This is a genomic window from Prauserella isguenensis, assembly GCF_014191605.1.
In the GTDB taxonomy this organism is placed as follows: Bacteria; Actinomycetota; Actinomycetes; order Mycobacteriales; family Pseudonocardiaceae; genus Prauserella; species Prauserella isguenensis.
The window spans coordinates 844,141-861,511 of sequence record NZ_JACHWU010000002.1 but is presented as its reverse complement, the minus strand read 5'-3'; the positions used below and the strand labels follow the sequence as shown (position 1 = coordinate 861,511).

Below are 17,371 nucleotides of genomic sequence, written 5' to 3'. Positions count from 1 at the left end.
TGGTGCGACCGACACTCCGCGCACCGCCGTGGACGTGGCAGAGTCGGGCCATGACCACCCGGAAGAGGATCCTGATCACCGGTGCCAGTTCGGGACTCGGCGAGGGGATGGCGCGGCGGTTCGCCGCCGCGGGCCGTGACCTCGCGCTGTGCGCGCGCCGCACCGACCGGCTCGACACGCTGGCCGCCGAGCTGACCGAACGGCACCCCGGTATCCGCGTGGCCACGGCCTGTCTCGACGTCAACGCCCACGACGACGTGTTCACCGTCTTCCGGTCGTTCGCCGACGAACTCGGTGGGCTGGACCGCGTCATCGTCAACGCCGGTCTCGGCAAGGGGCAGCCGATCGGTACCGGGTACTTCGCCGCGAACCGGCAGACGGTCGAGACCAACCTGGTCGCTGCGCTCGCGCAGTGCGAGGCGGCGATGGAGCTGTTCCGGGAGCAGAACGCGGGACACCTCGTCGTCGTGTCGTCGTTCAGCGCGATCCGTGGCATGCCGCGGAACATGACGGCCTACGGTGCGTCGAAGGCGGGGGCGGCGGCCCTCGCCGACGGCATCCGTGCCGACGTGCACGGCACGCCGATCCGCGTCAGCACCGTGTTGCCGGGCTTCATCGAATCCGAGATGACGTCGCGCTCCGGCGGCCGCACCCCGTTGGTCGCCGGCGCGGACCGCGGTGCGGACTCGCTGGTCAAGGCCATCGAATCCGAACGCGGAACCGCATACGTGCCCCCGTGGCCGTGGACGCCGCTGTCGGTGCTGTTGAAGGCGCTGCCCGTCGGTGTCTTCCGGAAGCTCGTCTGATGGGTGCGATCCACCTGGTGCGGCACGGCCAGGCGTCGTTCGGCGCCGCCGACTACGACCGGTTGTCCGAGCTGGGCCGGGAGCAGGCGCGGCTGGTGGGTGCCGAGCTGGCGCGCAGGCAGGTGCGGGTCGACCACGCGTGGTGCGGGTCGCTGTCCCGACAACGCGCGACCGCGGAACTGGCTCTGGCCGAGTGCGCGCCGGGCGTCACGGCCAAAGAGGACCCGCGGTGGAACGAGTACGCCGACACCGACGTCGTCGGCGCGCACGGAGGTGGCAGGCCGCAGGACGCGGGCGACCCGCGTGGGTTCCAGCGCGTGCTGGAGTCGGCGCTCGCGGCGTGGGCGGCCGCGGGGGAGCGCAGCGACGCGGCGGAGCAGTGGCCGGCGTTCCGCGACCGGGTGGAGGCGGCGGCCGCCGACGCGGCCGGCGCGCTCGGCAAGGGTGAGCAGGCGGTCGTGTTCACCTCCGGCGGCGTGATCGCGACGTTGTGCGGGCTGCTGCTCGGCGCACCGGAGACGCACCTGGTGACGCTCAGCCGCGTCGCGGTGAACGCCGGCATCAGCAAGCTCGCCACCGGCCGCTCGGGCCTGACGCTCGTGTCGTTCAACGAACACGGCCATTTCGACGGTCCGGCTGCCGGTTACCTGACCTACCGCTGAGTCCTTCCGCCCGGCACGCCGCGTCCGGCGGCACTCACGAGGACTGGTTGCGCGCGCGGGGAATGACGTCGGCGACGAGGGTGTGGAGCACGCGCGAGAGCACGGTGTGTACCTGGCTGCGGTTGAGCGTCTCGCGGTCGAGCCATTCGCGGCTGGCGGCCTTGACCATGCCCGCGTAGGTGCGGACGACGGCGATCAGCTGTTCCCAGCGATCGTCGTCCCGGGAGAATCCCATGGCCTCCAGTACGAGGCCCGCGGCGTCGCGGTCGGCCTCGTCGAGGATGCGCTCGACCTCCTCGTCCCGGCCGATGCCCTCCGGGGTGATCGCGGCGAGCCACGTCTTCTGCTGTTTGCTCACCATGTCGAGGAACCAGTCGACGGCCGCATCGGTGCGCTCGGCCAGTGGACCGTCGGGCAGCGTGGTCACCGCGTCCGGCGGCAGGGTCAGCGCCCGCCGGACGACGGCGAGGTACAGCGCGCGTTTCGTGCCGAAGTAGTGGTTGATCAGCCCGCGGGCGACGCCGGCGCGTGCCGCGATGTCGGCCGTGGACACGGCTGCGTACGGGCGTTCGCCGAACAGCTCGGCGGCACAGGTGAAGATCTGTTCCCTGCGCTCGTCGGGCTCGAGCCTGCGCCACTTCGGCGCGGATCCGGCTGTCATGCGGGGCAGTCTCGCACGAGCTCCGGAATCATGCCGGTGACAGGGGGAGTCGCAGCGCGCCGGGGGCGGCCTCGGGCACGACCGGGTTCTTCGGTGGCACCGCGCGGACCCGCCGGTACGCGGAGCTCAGCGCGGGCCGCGGATCGGCGTCGCCCTTGTTGGGCCACAGCGCCATCGCCCGTTCGGCCTGCGCGGTGATGGTCAGCGACGGGTTGACGCCGAGGTTCGCCGAGATGGCCGAGCCGTCGACGACGTGCAGTCCCTCGTGGCCGTACAGACGCTGGTAGGGATCGATGACGCCGGTCTCGGGGGATTCGCCGATGGCGCAGCCGCCGATGAAGTGGCCGGTCAACGGCACGTTGGCGAGGTCGTTCCAGCCACCGCCGGCCAGCCCGTCGATCTTGTCGGCGACGCGCCGGGTGACCTCGTGTCCCGCCGGGATCCACGTCGGGTTGGGCTCGCCGATGCCCTGTTTCGTCTTGAGCCTGCCCCGCTTGGTGTAGGTGGTGACCGAGTTGTCGAGCGTCTGCATCACCAGCAGCGCGATCGTCTGTTCCGACCAGCGTTTCGGGTTGTGCAGCTTCGGCAGCTCGCGCCGCCTGCGCCACATCTCCTTGAGGCCCAGCAGCCAGCGCGGCCTGCCGGGTTTCGGATCGACGAGCACGGCGCCGAGCAGGGCCAGCAGGTTGCTGCCCTTGCCGTAGCGCACCGGCTCGACGTGCGTGACCTCGTCGGGGTGGATCGACGAGGTGATCGCGACGCCGCGGTGGTACTCCGTGTCAGGCCGCACCGACCGGGCGGCGAGGATCGCCTCGGAGTTCGTGCGCGCCAGCACGCCCAGCCTGTCCGACAGCCGTGGCAGGACGCCGCGGTCGCGCATCGCGTGCAGCAGCCGCTGGGTGCCGAGGGCGGCGGCCGAGAAGACGACCTGCTCGGCATGCAGCGTCCGCTTCCGCCACGGTTTCCCGGTGGTGGTCGTGTCGACGGCGTAGCCGCCTTCGGGCAGGGGGCGCACTCCGGTGACGGTGGTGAGTGGGTGCACCTGCGCGCCTGCCTGTTCGGCCAGATACAGGTAGTTCTTGACGGTGGTGTTCTTGGCGTTGTGGCGGCAGCCGGTCATGCACTCGCCGCAGTGGGTGCAGGTGCGGCGCTGCGGTCCCGCGCCGCCGAAGTACGGATCGGGCACGGTCACGCCGGGTTTCGTGGTCTCGTCGCCGAAGAACACGCCGACCGGGGTCGGGCCGTAGGTGTCGCCGATGCCCATGTCCTCGGCGACCGAACGCATCACCTCGTCTGCGGGGGTCGTGCACGGGTAGCTCGCGACGCCGAGCATGCGCTTGGCCTGGTCGTAGTACGGCTCGAGTTCGGCCTTCCAGTCGGTGATGTGGGCCCACTGCGGGTCGGCGTAGAAGGCGTCCGGCGGTTGGTAGAGCGTGTTGGCGTAGACCAGTGATCCGCCGCCGACGCCCGCACCGGAGAGGATCATCGCCTCCTTGAGCGGGGTGACGCGCAGGATGCCCGTACAGCCCAGCGCGGGAGCGAACACGTAGTCCCGGAGTCGCCACGACGTCCTGGGGAGCTCGTGATCGGCGAACCGGCGGCCCCTCTCGAGGACACCGACCGAGTAGCCCTTCTCGGTCAGCCTGAGCGCACTCACACTGCCGCCGAAGCCGGAGCCGATGACCAGGACATCATAGTCGAACCGCGTCATGGCGGACAGGTTCGCCGCTTGTTGGCAAGGTGTCAAGAGTGTTCGCACGGTCGAGGTGCGGCGTGCGCGGCGGGTCGCGGGGTCGTGGGGCCGTGGGACGAGCGCTGTCCCGGCCGGTGGTACGCGCGTGTGCGTCCGGAGCAGCCTAAGGGTAGCCTTACTTTCGGGGGAACGACGTAGGTGAGGAGCGCACGGATGGCCGACAAGCGAGGTCGCAGCAGGCCGGTGATGCGGGCGGAGGTGCGCCGCACCGAACGTCTCACGCCCCATCTGATCCGGGTGGTCTGTGGCGGCGAGGGACTGGCCGCGTTCGAACCGAACACGTGCACCGACAGCTACGTCAAGGTGCTGTTCGCTCCCGACGGCGTGACCTACCCGCACCCGCTCGACCTGGCGGATCTGGCCGCGGAGCAACGGCCCCGGATGCGGACCTACACCGTGCGCGGGTTCGACCCGGAGGCACGCGAACTCGTCCTCGACTTCGTCCACCACGGAGACCGCGGGCTGGCGGGCCCGTGGGCGGCGCGGCTGACCGAGGGCGACGAGGTGTTGCTGGTCGGCCCCGGCGGTGGTTACGCGCCGTCGGCCGACGCCGACTGGCACCTGCTCGTCGGCGACGAAAGCGCGCTGCCGGCCATCGGTAACGCACTGGAGGCGATGCCGGACGGCGCCGACGCCCGGGTGTTCGTGCTGGTCGAGGACGAGAACGAACACCTCCCGCTCGTCACCAAGGCTGATGCGCAGGTGCGCTGGCTGCACCGCTCCCGCTCCGACGACCTCGTCGCCGCGGTGCGCGAGCTCGAGTTCCCCGCGGGCGACGTCCATGCCTTCGTGCACGGCGAGGCGGGCTTCGTCCGTGATCTGCGCCGATACCTGCTGGGCGAGCGCGGCGTCGATCGCGAGCGGGCGTCGATCTCCGGATACTGGCGCCGCGGGGCCGACGACGAGACGTGGCGCGCGGAGAAGGCCGCCGAACGCGCGGCCGAGGAGGCCGCCGCCGGCTGACGTGCGGGAGAGGCCGTCGGACCGGGGTCGTCGTTCCGGCGGCGGCACATCCGCCACCGGAACGACCCGGCACCCTCCCGGGGATCACGACGCGAGCTTGGCGATGACGTCGCGGCCGTAGGACCGCAGCGTCTCCTCCCTCCGGTCGTGCATGAGGTAGACGGCGAACTGGTCGACGCCCAGCTCGGCGAGTTCCTCCAGCCGCTGCACGTGGGCCTCGGCGGGGCCGGTCAGGCAGAACCGGTCGACGATCTCGTCGGGGACGAAATCCGTCGACGGGTTGCCCGCGCGGCCGTGGTGGGCGTAGTCGTAACCCTCCCGCGCCGCGATGTAGTCGGTCAGCTCGTGCGGAACGGGACCGGAGTCGCCGTAGCGGGCGACGAGGTCGGCGACGTGGTTGCCGACCATGCCGCCGAACCAACGCAGCTGCTCCCGCTGATGCGCCACGTTGTCGCCGACGTACGCGGGGGCCGCGACACAGATCGTGATGCCCTCCGGGTCACGGCCCGCGGCGCTCGCCGCGTCGCGTACGGCGCCGATCGTCCACCGCGCGATGGCCGGGTCGGCGCATTGCAGGATGAAGCCGTCGGCGTGCTGCCCGACGGTCTGCAGCGCCTTCGGCCCGTACCCGGCCATCCACATCTCGAGCCTGCCGCCCGACACCCACGGCATGCGCACCGCGGTGTCGTGCAGGGTCGTCTCCCGGCCCTCGGCCAGATCCTTCACGGTGGCCATGCAGTCCCGCAGCGTGGCCAATGTGGACGGAGGTTTGCCGATGACGCGGTGGGCCGAATCCCCACGTCCGATGCCGCACACCGTCCGGTTGCCGTACATCTCGTTGAGTGTCGCGAAGAGCGAGGCCATGACCGACCAGTCCCGCGTGCCCGGGCTGGTCACCATCGGCCCCACCGTCATCGACGACGTCGCGGCCAGGATCTGCGAATAGATGACGAACGGTTCCTGCCACAGCACCACCGAGTCGAACGTCCACCCGTAACGGAAGCCCTCGTCCTCGGCCAGGCTCGCCAGCCGCACGATGTCCCGCGCGGGCGGGTCGGTCTGCAGTACCACTCCGAACTCCACACCCGGCTCCTCTCAGTTCAGGTACTGGCACAGGTCACGTTCGAGGAACCGGCCGTGACCGGCGCGGCCGTGGTAGGTGCCGCGATCGACGACGACGCTGCCGCGGGAGAGCACGGTCTCGCACCGGCCGGTGACCGTCATGCCCTCGTACGCGGAGTAGTCGACGTTCATGTGATGCGTCTCGGCTGAGATCGTGTGCTCGGCCGCGGGGTCGTAGATGACGATGTCGGCGTCGGCACCCGGGGCGATCACACCCTTGCGGGGGTACAACCCGAACATGCGCGCAGGCGTCGTCGAGCAGGCCTCGACCCAGCGGGCGAGGGAGATCTCGCCGGCCACCACGCCCTGGTGCAGCAGGTCGATCCGGTGTTCCACGCCGGGCATGCCGTTGGGGATCTTGGTGAAGTCGCCGCGGCCGAGTTCTTTCTGGTCCTTGAAGCAGAACGGGCAGTGGTCGGTGGAGACCACCGAGAGGTCGTTGGTGCGCAGGCCCCGCCACAGATCGGGCTGGTGGTGCTTCTCGCGCAACGGTGGAGAGGCCACGTACTTCGAGCCCTCGAAGTCCGGCTTGCCGAGGTCCTCGATGGACAGATACAGGTACTGCGGGCACGTCTCGGCGAAGACGTTCTGTCCTTCGTCGCGTGCCTCGGCCACGGCCGACAACGCCTGTGCGGCCGAGAGGTGCACGATGTAGAGCGGCGCACCGGTGACCCCGGCCAGGGTGATCGCGCGTGACGTCGCCTCCCCCTCCAGCTCCGGCGGGCGGGTGACACCGTGCTGGTACGGCTCGCTCCGGCCCTGGGCCAGCGCCTGTGCGACGAGCTCGTCGATCGCGATGCCGTTCTCGGCGTGCATCGCGATGGTGCCGCCGATGTCGGCGGCCTTGTTCATCGCGCGCAGGATCTCCCCGTCGGTGGAGTAGAAGACGCCGGGATAGGCCATGAACATCTTGAAGCTGCTCACGCCCGCGGCCACGCAAGACTCCATCTCCTTGAGCGTGGCGTCGTTGACGTCGGAGACGATCATGTGGAAGCCGTAGTCGACGGCGCAGTCGCCGTCGGCCTTCTCATGCCAGGTGTCCAGCGTGGACAAGAGCGAGTTCCCCTTGGGCTGTACGGCGAAGTCGATGATCGTCGTGGTGCCGCCCCAGGCAGCGGCCCGGGTTCCCGTTTCGAACGTGTCGGCCGAGAACGTGCCGCCGAACGGCATCTCCATGTGCGTGTGGGCGTCGATCCCGCCGGGCATGACGTACTTGCCCGTGACGTCGAACTCGGTGTCGAACACGACGTTCTGCTCGGCCAGCATGCCGGGGGCGGTCACGGCGGCGATCGTCTCGCCGTCGACGAGCACGTCGGCGGTCACGGCCCCGGTGGTGCTGAGCACGGTGCCGTTCTTGATCAGAGTGCGCATCGGATCGGCCTCCTCAGGGTTTCACCAGCGAGTCGTACGAGTCGGGCCTGCGGTCGCGGTAGAACGCCCACAGATCCCGCACCTCGGCGAGCTTGCCCATGTCCAGGTCCCGCACGACGACCTCGTCGTCGGTGTCCGACGCCGCGTCCCCGACCAGCTGCCCCCGCGGGTCGGCGAAGTAGGTCTGGCCGTAGAAGTCGTTGTCGCCCAGTGGTTCCACGCCGACCCGGTTGATCGCGCCGACGTAGTACTCGTTGGCCACGGCCGCGGCGGGCTGTTCGAGGTGCCAGAGGTACTGCGACAGGCCGCGGCTCGTGGCCGACGGGTTGAACACGATCTTCGCGCCGGCCAGGCCCAGTGCCCGCCAGCCCTCGGGGAAGTGCCGGTCGTAGCAGATGTAGACGCCGATCCGGCCGACCGCCGTGTCGAAGACGGGGTAGCCGGTGTTGCCGGGCCGGAAGTAGAACTTCTCCCAGAATCCCTTCACCTGCGGGATGTGGTTCTTGCGGTACTTGCCCAGATAGGTGCCGTCGGCGTCGATCACCGCGGCCGTGTTGTACAGCAGGCCCGGCTGTTCCTGCTCGTACAGCGGTGCGACGACGACGATGCCGTGCCGCTCGGCGACCTCCTGCATGAGCCGGGTCGTCGGGCCGTCCGGAACGGCCTCGGTGTAGGAGTAGTACTCGGTGTCCTGCACCTGACAGAAATAGGGACCGTAGAACAGCTCCTGCAGACACACGACCTGCGCGCCCTGCGAGGCCGCCGAGGCGATGGCGTCGACGGACGTCTGGATCATCGAATCCTTGTCACCGGTCCACCGCTGCTGGACCAGGGCGGCCCTCACCACTTCGTTCACCTGTCTCCTCCTCCGGAATCGGGTTGTGCGACTTGGGGTTTTCCGACCCGCTGCGACCGGGCAGCGAGAGGGCGAGGAATGCCAGGAACGCGGCGACGAGGCCGACGACCCAGCTGTAGTCGTACAGGGGTTGCAGAATCGGGATGAGGCCGTCGGCGGGGAACGGGCCCTCGCCCGGGGCGGAGTACGCACCGCCGACGGCGAACACCGCACCGACGATCGTGGCCACGAGTGCACGCCAGTTCCAGCCACGCGTGAACCAGTAGCGCCCGGTCCCGTCGGCGAACAGGTCGGTCAGCGAGAGCGTTCGGCGGGCCTGGACCCAGTACCCCGCGGCAAGCACACCGGCGATGGTCGCGAGCACACCGCCGTAGAAACCCAGCCACGCGTAGATGTAGATACTCGGATCGGAGATGAGCCGCCACGGCTGGATCACGATGCCGATAACGCCGGTGATCAGCCCGCCCACGCGGAAGCTGATGCGGCGCGGGAACGCGTTGGAGAAATCGTAGGACGGGCTGACCGTGTTCGCCGCGAGGTTGGTGGTGATGGTGGCGAGCACGATGCCGAGCAGCGCGGTGATCACGACGACGGGCGAGTCGAAGCGGCCGGCCAGCTCGACCGGGTCCCAGATGGCCTCGCCGTAGACCACCATGCCGCCGGAGGTGATCATGATCGACATGATCGCGATGAACGACATGGTCGTCGGCAGTCCGAGCACCTGGCCCCAGGCCTGTTTGCGCTGTCCCTGACCGAACCGCGTGAAGTCCGGCATGTTCAGCGACAGGGTCGCCCAGAACGCGATCATGCCGGTCAGCGACGGTGCGAACACCGACCAGAACTCCGTGCCCCAACCCAGTCGCGACTCCTGCGAGAAGATCGGGCCGAAGCCGCCGGCCTTGACGAGGATCCAGATCAGCAGGATCACGAAACCCACGGTGACCAGCGGTGCGGCCCAGCTCTCGAGCCGCTTGATGGCCTCCATGCCGCGCCAGATGATGGCCATCTGCAGCGCCCAGAACGCCGCGAAGCACAGCCACAGGGTCCACGGCTGGTCGTAGAACTCGGCCGCGCCCGTCCAGCTGTCGCCGAGCAGTTTCCCGAGGATGACGAAGACGGCCTGGCCGCCGACCCAGGTCTGAATGCCGAACCAGCCACAGGCCACGAGCCCGCGCAGCAGCGCGGCCAGATTGGCACCGCGGACACCGAAAAACGCGCGAGCGAAAACGGGGAACGGAATGCCGTACTTGGTTCCCGCGTGGCTGTTGAGCAGCATCGGCAGGAGAACGATCACGTTACCGATCGCGATCGTCATGAAGGCCTGCACCCAGTTCATGCCGATGGCGATCAGGCCGGACGCGAGCAGATAGGACGGAAGGTTGAAGGCCATTCCGTTCCACAGTGCGAAGTAGTTGTACGTGGTCCAGGTTCGTCGCTCGACGGGTACCGGGGCTAGTTCGTCGTTGAAGAACCGGCTTCCGTGAAGTGACGACGGATCGCGTAGTTCCACCCGGCCGTCAGGGTGGCGGAGTTGTGCGGTCGTCGACGCCATTGGCGCATCGTGCGCGCCGCGGCGCAGCCGCCGGGATTGGCAGAGTGTTCAAAGATGTGTGATCGCGGCAACAGAATGTCGATTGCGCGATGCGCGGAAACGCGCCCGATACCACGTACGAAACCGTACTGAAACAGAATATCGGGTCCGATCGTCACGGCTGGCGGTGGGTGGGCACCGCCGCGATCAGAACCCGAACACGCCGCCGGATTCGACGTCGGCGAGGCAACCGTTGTTGTACGTCGTCGTGAAGTGCACCGGCTTGCCCTTCCAGTGTCCGTGTGCCGACGCGCGCACGGGTGCGTGGATCATGGGGCAGGCGGTGCCGGGCCGGGTGGAGTCGAGGGCCGCGGGCTCGCCGCCCGCGTCGGCCAGTGCCGCGCAGGCCTGGGCGCTCGTGGGGTGCGAGCCGCCTGCCGGGTCGCACAGCAGCTGTGTCAAGGCGACCGTGCCGTCGCTGTGCCGCAATGACAGGGCCAGGGACGATTCCGGCGGCGCGGCGGCCGCCTGACCGCCCAGGACGAGCACGGCGAGCGTGCACGCGGCGGCCGTGACGGTCCGGGACAAGCGGGCGCTGAACGTACGCATGTCCTGACTATCGGCAGGTCCGCCTGCCCGACTGTGTTACCCCGTCGAGTGGTCGTTGTCCCCCGATAGGGCCAGTACGTCGTGGATCAGGAGGGCCACGTGCAACGAGACGAGTGACCCCGGGTCCTCGAGCGAGACGTCGAGCGCCTGCTCGATCCGCGCCAGCTGCTGGTAGTACGCCGTGCGTGAGGTGTGGGACGCCGCGGCGGCCGCCGACTTGTTGCCGCCGTGGTCGCAGAACCGACGCAGTGCCTCCACGAGGCGGCTCCCGGACGCGGCGTCCTTGGTCAACAGGGGACCGAGCTCGCGCCGGGCGAACGCGGCGAGCCGGTCGTCGTCCGACAGCAGGTGCAGCAGGCCGTGCAGCCGCACGTCGTCGAGCCGGTGGTAGCCGGCGGGCGGCCGCTCGTCACGGTGCAGTGCGGCCGAGGCGACGTGCCCCGCCTCGGCGAGACTGCGGCCCGCGTCGGCGGGCGTCTCCACCGCGGTGCCGACGGCCAACACGAGCGGTACCGCCTGCTTCGCCTGCCGTACCTCAGCGGCGAGGCGGCGCAGCACCGCGTCGGTGTCCGCCCGTGGCGACAGGGCCAGCAGCACGTGCACGCCGACGCCGTCGAGGTCGGCGACCAGCGCGGCGGCCCGGGCACGGCGGGTCGCGAGGGCCGTGGCCTCGGCGAGATCCCGCAGCAGTGGCCCCGTGGAGGCGGCCGTCGGCGGGCCGGGAAGGTCCGACAGCCGGGGCCGGATCGCGGCGCCGATCAGCCGGTGGCCCGCCAGCGGTACGTGCAACGCCTCGGCGCGTGCGACCAGCTCGGCCAGCGGCGTGACCGTCGACGGTGCGGCGAGCAGCTGCCGGAGCACGTCGCGATGGGCCTGCCGCTCCAGGCTGTCGCCTCCGGCCGCCAGCAGGTGATGGACCGCGAGCGCCGACGCCGCACGTTCGGCCACCACGACGTGCCGGTGCGGCGGCTGCTGCCCGCACAGCAGCACCAGCCGTCCCCAGTCGCGTCCCCGCGCCCCGACGACGGCCACCAGCCTGCCCGAGGCGCGGTCGTAGCCCGTGCGCTCGCCGGTCCGCACCCGCCGGGACCGGGCCTGCCAGTCGGCCAGCAGTTCGGCCGGGTCGGTGCCCGCGGCGTCGTAGGCCAGCACCTCGTAGGCGAGTGTCTCCAGCACGACGGCGTGCCCGGTCAGCCGCGCCACCTCGCGCAGCACCACGTGCGGTTCCGCACCTGCGACGGTCAGCTCCGTGAACGTCTCGTGCACCTGTGCCGCCGCGCGCAGTTCGTCCACCTGGGCGTCGACGATGAGCCCGTTGACCGCCTCGGTCACCGTCACGTACCGGGTCTCCCGCGAGAGCGTCACCAGCGGCAACCGATGCTTGTCCGCCGCGGTGACCAGTGCCTGGGGCAGCCGGTCGTGCCAGTGCCGCACGAGTTCGACGACCACACCCACCACGCCCACGGCGGCCAGGTCGTCGACGTAGCGGGCCAGCGCGGCGTCGTCGTCCGGCAGCGCGACCCCGGTGGTGAGCACCAGTTCGCCGCCCTTCAGCAGCGGAGCGATCTCGGCGATCTCGGCGACGTGGACCCACCGCACCGGAGCGTCGAGACCGTCGGCGCCCGCCACGACGTGGGGACCGCCCTGTCGCATCACGGGCAGTGCGAGTACGTCGCCGACCGTCGGATACATGGCACCTCCACGAGGGACCTGCCGGAACGGCAGACTGTACGGGCCGCGCGGGGAGTCCGTACAGATTGTGTGTGGCCCCGGTGCCCGTGGCGCCCCGAAACTCGAAGCCATGACGGAACCGGACGTGCCGCAGAGCCACCAGCCCGAGCGCCCCCTGCTGGAACGACACCGCGCCGTGCTGCCGAGCTGGATGTCCCTCTACTACGACGAGCCGATCGAGATCGCGAGCGCGGACGGCAGGCGGGTCACCGACGGCGACGGCCGGACCTACCTCGACTTCTTCGCCGGCATTCTCACCAACGCGATCGGCTACGACGTCGCCGAGATCTCCGATGCGGTGCGGCGGCAGCTCGACACGGGCGTGCTGCACACCTCGACCCTGTACCTGATCCGCAAGCAGGTCGAGCTCGCCGAGCGGATCGCCGAGCTCTCCGGCATCCCGGACGCGAAGGTGTTCTTCACCAATTCGGGGACCGAGGCCAACGAGACCGCGCTCATGCTCGCCACGCAGTACCGCCGCAGCAACCAGATCCTGGCGCTGCGGAACTCGTACCACGGCAGGGCGTTCGGCACGGTCGGCATCACCGGAAACCGCGGCTGGTCGGCCAGCTCGCTGTCCCCGGTGAAGGTCAGCTACGTGCACGGCGGATACCGGTATCGCGGCCCGTTCGCCGGCCTCGACGACGCCGGCTACATCCGTGCCTGCACCGACGACCTGCGCGACGTACTGCGCACCACCACCTCCGGTGACGTGGCCGCACTCATCGCCGAGCCCATCCAGGGCGTCGGCGGGTTCTCCACGCCGCCCGACGGGATGTTCGGCGCGTTCAAGGACGTGCTCGACGAGCACGGCATCCTGCTGATCTCCGACGAGGTGCAGACCGGCTGGGGCCGTACGGGCGAACACTTCTGGGGTATCGACGCGCACGGCGTCACGCCCGACGTCATGACCTTCGCCAAGGGCCTGGGCAACGGCCTCGCCATCGGCGGCGTCGTCGCACGGGGCGACATCATGGACTGCCTCGGTGCGAACTCCATCTCGACGTTCGGCGGCAACCCCGTGGCCACCGCCGGCGCGCAGGCGACCCTCGACTACGTGCTCGACCACGACCTGCAGGGCAACGCCGCCAAACAGGGCGCCACGCTCATGGCGGGCCTCCGGGAGATCCAGGGCCGTCACGACCTGGTCGGCGACGTCCGGGGCAAGGGCCTCATGATCGGGGTCGAACTGGTGCGGCCCGGCGGCGAGGAGCCCGACCCCGCCGCGGCGGGCCGAGTCCTGGAGGAGACCAAGGCGCGCGGCCTGCTCATCGGCAAGGGCGGCCTGCACGGCAACGTGCTGCGCCTCGCCCCGCCCATGACGCTCACCGACGAGGAGACCACCGAGGCGCTCGGCATCCTCGGCGAATCGATCGCCGCCGCGTGACCGCACTCGACACGAAAACACCGCACTCGACGAACGCCGAGGAGTACACCGTGACCGAGCACATCACCCACCGGATCGCGGGCAAGCCGTGGACCGGAACCGCCGAGCGCACCGGGGAGGTGTTCGACCCGGCGACCGGCACGGTGCAGGCCCACGTGGACTTCGCGGGACCCGCTGAGGTCGACGAGGCCGTGCGCGCCGCCGCCGCGGCCTTCCCGGCGTGGCGGGACACCTCGCTCGCGGGCCGGTCGCGGGTGCTGTTCCGGTTCCGTGAGTTGCTCGCGCAGCGGCAGGACGACCTCGCCCGGCTGATCACCGCCGAGCACGGCAAGGTCGTCTCGGACGCCGCGGGCGAGGTCGCCCGCGGCCTGGAGAACGTCGAGTACGCCTGCAGCGCGCCGCAGTTGCTGAAGGGCGAGTTCAGCGAGAACGCCTCGACGGGTGTCGACGTGCATTCGACACCCCAGCCGCTCGGGGTCGTGGGTGTGATCTCGCCGTTCAACTTCCCGGCGATGGTGCCGCTGTGGTTCGTGCCGGGCGCGATCGCCTGCGGCAACACCGTCGTCCTCAAGCCCAGCGAGAAGGACCCGTCGGCGTCGCTGCTCATCGCGGAACTGCTCGCCGAGGCGGGGCTGCCCGACGGCGTGCTGAACGTCGTCCACGGCGACAAGGTCGCGGTCGACGCGGTGCTCGAACACCCCGACGTGGAAGCCGTCTCGTTCGTCGGCTCCACGCCCATCGCGCGGTACGTCTACGAGACGGCGACCGCCGCGGGCAAACGGTGCCAGGCTCTCGGTGGTGCGAAGAACCACATGGCCGTGTTGCCCGACGCCGATCTCGACGGCGCGGCCGACGCGGCGGTGTCGGCGGGCTTCGGCTCGGCGGGGGAGCGGTGCATGGCCGTTTCGGTGCTCGTCGCGGTCGACCCGATCGGCGACGAGCTCGTGGCGAAGATCACCGATCGGATGCGCAGCCTGCGGGTCGGGGACGGCAGGGAGCCGGACTCGGAGATGGGGCCGCTGGTCACCGCCGCGCACCGGGAACGGGTCGCGTCCTATATCGATGCGGGCGCCGAGGCGGGCGCCACGCTGGCCGTCGACGGACGCGAGCCCGGCATCGACGGCGACGGGTTCTGGCTCGGGCCGACCCTGTTCGACCACGTCCGGCCGGAGATGTCGATCTACACCGACGAGATCTTCGGGCCGGTGCTGTCGGTGGTGCGGGTGGAGTCGCTCGACGCGGCCCTGGAGTTGATCAACGCCGGTCACTACGGCAACGGCACCGCCGTGTTCACCGGCGACGGCGCGGCCGCCCGGCGGTTCACACGCGATGTCGAGGTCGGCATGGTCGGCGTCAACGTGCCCATCCCGGTGCCGGTCGGCTACTACAGCTTCGGCGGCTGGAAGGACTCGCTGTTCGGCGACAGCCACGCCTACGGCCCCGAGGGCTTCCACTTCTTCACCCGCCGTAAGGTCGTCACCACACGCTGGCCGTCCCCGTCGACCGCCGCGGCGGGCGGTGTCAACCTGCGATTCCCCGGCAACACGTGATCCGCTCGGCGGCTCGGGCACCGTAAACTCGGAGGGATGAGAGGCTCCGGTGTCGTCGGCGGGTGAACCGCCGGCGACACCGGAGCGAACCGGTTCCCCGACGGGCGAGGAGGTGCTCGGTGGCCAGCGCGGACGAGCGGCGGTTCGAGGTGTTGCGCGCGATCGTCGCCGACTACGTCTCCGAGCAGGAGCCGGTCGGTTCCAAAGCTCTGGTCGACCGGCACAATCTCAGCGTGTCCAGCGCCACGGTGCGCAACGACATGGCCGCGCTGGAGGAAGACGGGTACATCACCCAGCCGCACACGAGTGCGGGCCGGATCCCCACCGACAAGGGGTACCGGCTGTTCGTGGACCGGCTCTCGGAGATCAAACCGCTCTCCACCGCCGAGCGCAGGGCCATCCACCGGTTCCTGGACGGCGCGAGTGACCTGGACGACGTGCTGCGCCGGTCGGTGCGGCTGCTGGCCCAGCTCACGCGGCAGGTCGCCGTCGTCCAGTACCCGACGTTGACCAACTCGACCGTGCGGCACGTCGAGGTCGTGCCGCTCACGTCGGCGCGGCTGATGCTCGTGCTGATCACCGACACCGGGCGGGTCGACCAGCGCAACGTCGACCTCGGCGATGTCCTCGGCGAGGAATCCGTGGCCATGCTGCGTGACCAGCTCAACAACGCACTGGCGGGACGTAAACTGGCGGACGCGGCGGCGAAGGTGTCGGACCTGCCCGAGCAGGGCCCGGCGGAGCTGCGCGACGTGATGACCAGGGTGGCGACGACGCTGGTGGAATCCCTGGTCGAGGACCCCGAAGACCGCCTCGTGCTCGGTGGGACGGCGAACCTGACCAACAGTGTCGCGGACTTTCCCGACTCGCTGCGCGAGGTGCTCGAAGCGCTCGAGGAACAGGTCGTCGTGCTGAAGCTGCTCGCGGCCGCCCGCAACCCCGGTTCGGTCACGGTGCGCATCGGTGAGGAGAATGAGGACGCGCAGATGCGGAGCACGTCGGTCGTGTCGATCGGGTACGGGTCCGACGATCTGTTGCTGGGTGGCATGGGCGTGGTCGGTCCGACACGGATGGACTACCCCGGGACGATCGCCGCGGTACGCGCGGTGGCCAATTACGTGGGCCGGATCCTGGCCGGCGGCTGATCCGCAATGGCAGCCGTCCGGGTGACAGGTGCGGTACTAGGAGGACGTCGAAACGGTGGCGAGGGACTACTACGGAACTCTGGGCGTGTCGAAAGACGCGAGCGACCAGGAGATCAAGCGGGCCTACCGCAAGCTCGCGCGTGAGTTGCACCCCGACGTCAACCCGTCCGAGGACGCGCAACAGAAGTTCGGCGAGGTCACGACGGCCTACGAGGTGCTGTCCGACCCCCAGAAGCGCAAGGTCGTCGACCTGGGCGGTGACCCGATGGACGGCGGCGCCGGTGCGGGTGGTGCCCGTGGCGGCGGTGACCCGTTCGGCGGCTTCGGCGGGCTCGGCGACATCATGGACGCCTTCTTCGGGGCGGCCGCGGGCGGTGGCCGCGGACGGGGGCCGCGCAGCCGGGTCCAGCCCGGTTCCGACGCGCTGATCCGGCTGCGGTTGACGCTCGAAGAGTGCGCGACGGGTATCGACAAGGAGATCGCCGTCGACACGGCCGTGCTGTGCGACGAGTGCCGCGGTGCCGGCATGGGCGAGAACGGCTCGGTCGCCACGTGTGACACGTGCGGCGGTCAGGGCGAGGTGCAGTCGGTGCAGCGCTCGTTCCTGGGCCAGGTCGTCACGGCCCGGCCGTGCCCCGCGTGCCAGGGACTCGGTGAGACGATCACCGACCCGTGCCGCAAGTGCAGCGGCGACGGTCGCGTCCGCGCCCGCCGCAACGTCACGGCGAAGATCCCGGCCGGTGTCGGCGACGGTATGCGAATCCGGCTGTCCGGTCAGGGTGAGGTCGGACCGGGCGGTGGCCCCGCGGGTGACCTGTACGTCGAGGTCGACGAGGAGCCGAACGAGGTCTTCGAACGTCAGGGCAACGAACTGCACTGCCGCCTGCGGATCCCGGTGACCAGCGCCGCCCTCGGTGCTTCCGTGCCGCTGGAGACACTCATCGACGGCGAGGTCGACGTCGAGATCGAACCGGGCACGCAGCCCGAGACGGAGCTGGTGCTCACCGGCAAGGGCATGCCGCGGCTGCGTTCGTCCGGCCGCGTCGACGGGCGCGGTGACCTGCACGTCCACGTCGACGTCGTCGTCCCGTCGAAGGTGGACGAGGAGCAGGCGGACCTGCTGCGGCAGCTGGCGAAGCTGCGCGGCGAGGAGGCGCCCGAGCTCGCGGGCAGCAGCGCCCACCGCGGTGGGCTGTTCTCCAAGCTGCGCGCCAAGAAGTGACC

At 70.3% G+C, this 17,371-nt stretch carries 15 protein-coding genes; 7 read left to right on the top strand and 8 right to left on the bottom strand.

The window, feature by feature from the left end:
- Nucleotides 1–50: 50 nt before the first annotated feature.
- Nucleotides 51–806, top strand: a complete 756-nt coding sequence (locus tag FHS23_RS12515) for an SDR family oxidoreductase (protein WP_183653524.1) — start codon at nucleotides 51–53, stop codon at nucleotides 804–806.
- Nucleotides 806–1,468 carry a histidine phosphatase family protein gene (locus tag FHS23_RS12510; protein ID WP_183653521.1) on the top strand — a complete coding sequence of 221 codons (663 nt, stop codon included), beginning with the start codon at nucleotides 806–808 and terminating at the stop codon, nucleotides 1,466–1,468. Before FHS23_RS12515 ends, FHS23_RS12510 begins: the two co-directional genes overlap by 1 nt.
- A 34-nt stretch (nucleotides 1,469–1,502) precedes the next feature.
- Here the strand turns inward: FHS23_RS12510 and FHS23_RS12505 are convergent, their stop codons facing one another.
- Both FHS23_RS12505 and FHS23_RS12500 read right to left on the bottom strand, forming a co-directional pair.
- Nucleotides 1,503–2,129, bottom strand: a complete 627-nt coding sequence (locus FHS23_RS12505; RefSeq protein WP_183653518.1) for a TetR/AcrR family transcriptional regulator — start codon at nucleotides 2,127–2,129, stop codon at nucleotides 1,503–1,505.
- Between the two features lie 28 nt (nucleotides 2,130–2,157).
- Nucleotides 2,158–3,840: a GMC family oxidoreductase N-terminal domain-containing protein gene (locus FHS23_RS12500; RefSeq protein ID WP_183653515.1), complete on the bottom strand. Its 1,683-nt coding sequence runs from the start codon at nucleotides 3,838–3,840 to the stop codon at nucleotides 2,158–2,160.
- 195 nt (nucleotides 3,841–4,035) lie between these two features.
- On the opposite strand from FHS23_RS12500, the gene FHS23_RS12495 reads away from it, so the two are divergent.
- Nucleotides 4,036–4,845: a siderophore-interacting protein gene (locus tag FHS23_RS12495; protein ID WP_183653511.1), complete on the top strand. Its 810-nt coding sequence runs from the start codon at nucleotides 4,036–4,038 to the stop codon at nucleotides 4,843–4,845.
- A gap of 84 nt (nucleotides 4,846–4,929) precedes the next feature.
- Here the strand turns inward: FHS23_RS12495 and FHS23_RS12490 are convergent, their stop codons facing one another.
- From FHS23_RS12490 to FHS23_RS12465, 6 genes are all read right to left on the bottom strand, one after another.
- Nucleotides 4,930–5,928, bottom strand: coding sequence for a TIGR03842 family LLM class F420-dependent oxidoreductase (locus tag FHS23_RS12490; RefSeq protein ID WP_183653508.1), 999 nt, complete (start codon nucleotides 5,926–5,928; stop codon nucleotides 4,930–4,932).
- Nucleotides 5,929–5,940: 12 nt separating this feature from the next.
- Nucleotides 5,941–7,338, bottom strand: a complete 1,398-nt coding sequence (hydA, locus tag FHS23_RS12485; protein WP_183653505.1) for a dihydropyrimidinase — start codon at nucleotides 7,336–7,338, stop codon at nucleotides 5,941–5,943.
- A 13-nt stretch (nucleotides 7,339–7,351) separates the two neighbouring features.
- Nucleotides 7,352–8,194, bottom strand: a complete 843-nt coding sequence (locus FHS23_RS12480; protein WP_183653502.1) for a nitrilase-related carbon-nitrogen hydrolase — start codon at nucleotides 8,192–8,194, stop codon at nucleotides 7,352–7,354.
- Nucleotides 8,145–9,746: an NCS1 family nucleobase:cation symporter-1 gene (locus FHS23_RS12475; RefSeq protein ID WP_183653499.1), complete on the bottom strand. Its 1,602-nt coding sequence runs from the start codon at nucleotides 9,744–9,746 to the stop codon at nucleotides 8,145–8,147. Before FHS23_RS12475 ends, FHS23_RS12480 begins: the two co-directional genes overlap by 50 nt.
- A gap of 186 nt (nucleotides 9,747–9,932) precedes the next feature.
- Nucleotides 9,933–10,334 (bottom strand): SSI family serine proteinase inhibitor, encoded by a 402-nt coding sequence (locus FHS23_RS12470; protein ID WP_183653496.1) that lies wholly within the window; start codon nucleotides 10,332–10,334, stop codon nucleotides 9,933–9,935.
- 36 nt (nucleotides 10,335–10,370) lie between these two features.
- Nucleotides 10,371–12,026, bottom strand: a complete 1,656-nt coding sequence (locus FHS23_RS12465; protein ID WP_183653493.1) for a PucR family transcriptional regulator — start codon at nucleotides 12,024–12,026, stop codon at nucleotides 10,371–10,373.
- Nucleotides 12,027–12,135: 109 nt separating this feature from the next.
- Between FHS23_RS12465 and FHS23_RS12460 the strand changes: the two genes are divergently transcribed.
- The 4 genes from FHS23_RS12460 (at nucleotide 12,136) to dnaJ (ending at nucleotide 17,369) form a co-directional block, all read left to right on the top strand.
- On the top strand, nucleotides 12,136–13,452 hold the full coding sequence (locus tag FHS23_RS12460) for an aspartate aminotransferase family protein (RefSeq protein ID WP_183653490.1): 1,317 nt from the start codon (nucleotides 12,136–12,138) through the stop codon (nucleotides 13,450–13,452).
- 50 nt (nucleotides 13,453–13,502) lie between these two features.
- Nucleotides 13,503–15,002 (top strand): CoA-acylating methylmalonate-semialdehyde dehydrogenase, encoded by a 1,500-nt coding sequence (locus FHS23_RS12455; RefSeq protein WP_183653486.1) that lies wholly within the window; start codon nucleotides 13,503–13,505, stop codon nucleotides 15,000–15,002.
- 119 nt (nucleotides 15,003–15,121) lie between these two features.
- Nucleotides 15,122–16,147, top strand: coding sequence for a heat-inducible transcriptional repressor HrcA (gene hrcA, locus FHS23_RS12450; RefSeq protein ID WP_183653483.1), 1,026 nt, complete (start codon nucleotides 15,122–15,124; stop codon nucleotides 16,145–16,147).
- Nucleotides 16,148–16,202: 55 nt separating this feature from the next.
- Nucleotides 16,203–17,369, top strand: a complete 1,167-nt coding sequence (gene dnaJ, locus FHS23_RS12445) for a molecular chaperone DnaJ (RefSeq protein ID WP_183653481.1) — start codon at nucleotides 16,203–16,205, stop codon at nucleotides 17,367–17,369.
- The last annotated feature ends 2 nt before the right edge of the window (nucleotides 17,370–17,371 follow it).

Bases quoted from the DNA above. Each gene is read 5' to 3' on its own strand.
- FHS23_RS12510 (WP_183653521.1), top strand. From the start codon at position 806: ATGGGTGCGATCCACCTGGTGCGGCACGGCCAGGCGTCGTTCGGCGCC.
- FHS23_RS12465 (WP_183653493.1), bottom strand. From the start codon at position 12,026: ATGTATCCGACGGTCGGCGACGTACTCGCACTGCCCGTGATGCGACAG.
- FHS23_RS12515 (WP_183653524.1), top strand. From the start codon at position 51: ATGACCACCCGGAAGAGGATCCTGATCACCGGTGCCAGTTCGGGACTC.
- FHS23_RS12460 (WP_183653490.1), top strand. From the start codon at position 12,136: ATGACGGAACCGGACGTGCCGCAGAGCCACCAGCCCGAGCGCCCCCTG.
- FHS23_RS12495 (WP_183653511.1), top strand. From the start codon at position 4,036: ATGGCCGACAAGCGAGGTCGCAGCAGGCCGGTGATGCGGGCGGAGGTG.
- FHS23_RS12475 (WP_183653499.1), bottom strand. From the start codon at position 9,746: ATGGCGTCGACGACCGCACAACTCCGCCACCCTGACGGCCGGGTGGAA.
- FHS23_RS12470 (WP_183653496.1), bottom strand. From the start codon at position 10,334: ATGCGTACGTTCAGCGCCCGCTTGTCCCGGACCGTCACGGCCGCCGCG.
- FHS23_RS12500 (WP_183653515.1), bottom strand. From the start codon at position 3,840: ATGACGCGGTTCGACTATGATGTCCTGGTCATCGGCTCCGGCTTCGGC.
- FHS23_RS12505 (WP_183653518.1), bottom strand. From the start codon at position 2,129: ATGACAGCCGGATCCGCGCCGAAGTGGCGCAGGCTCGAGCCCGACGAG.
- hydA (WP_183653505.1), bottom strand. From the start codon at position 7,338: ATGCGCACTCTGATCAAGAACGGCACCGTGCTCAGCACCACCGGGGCC.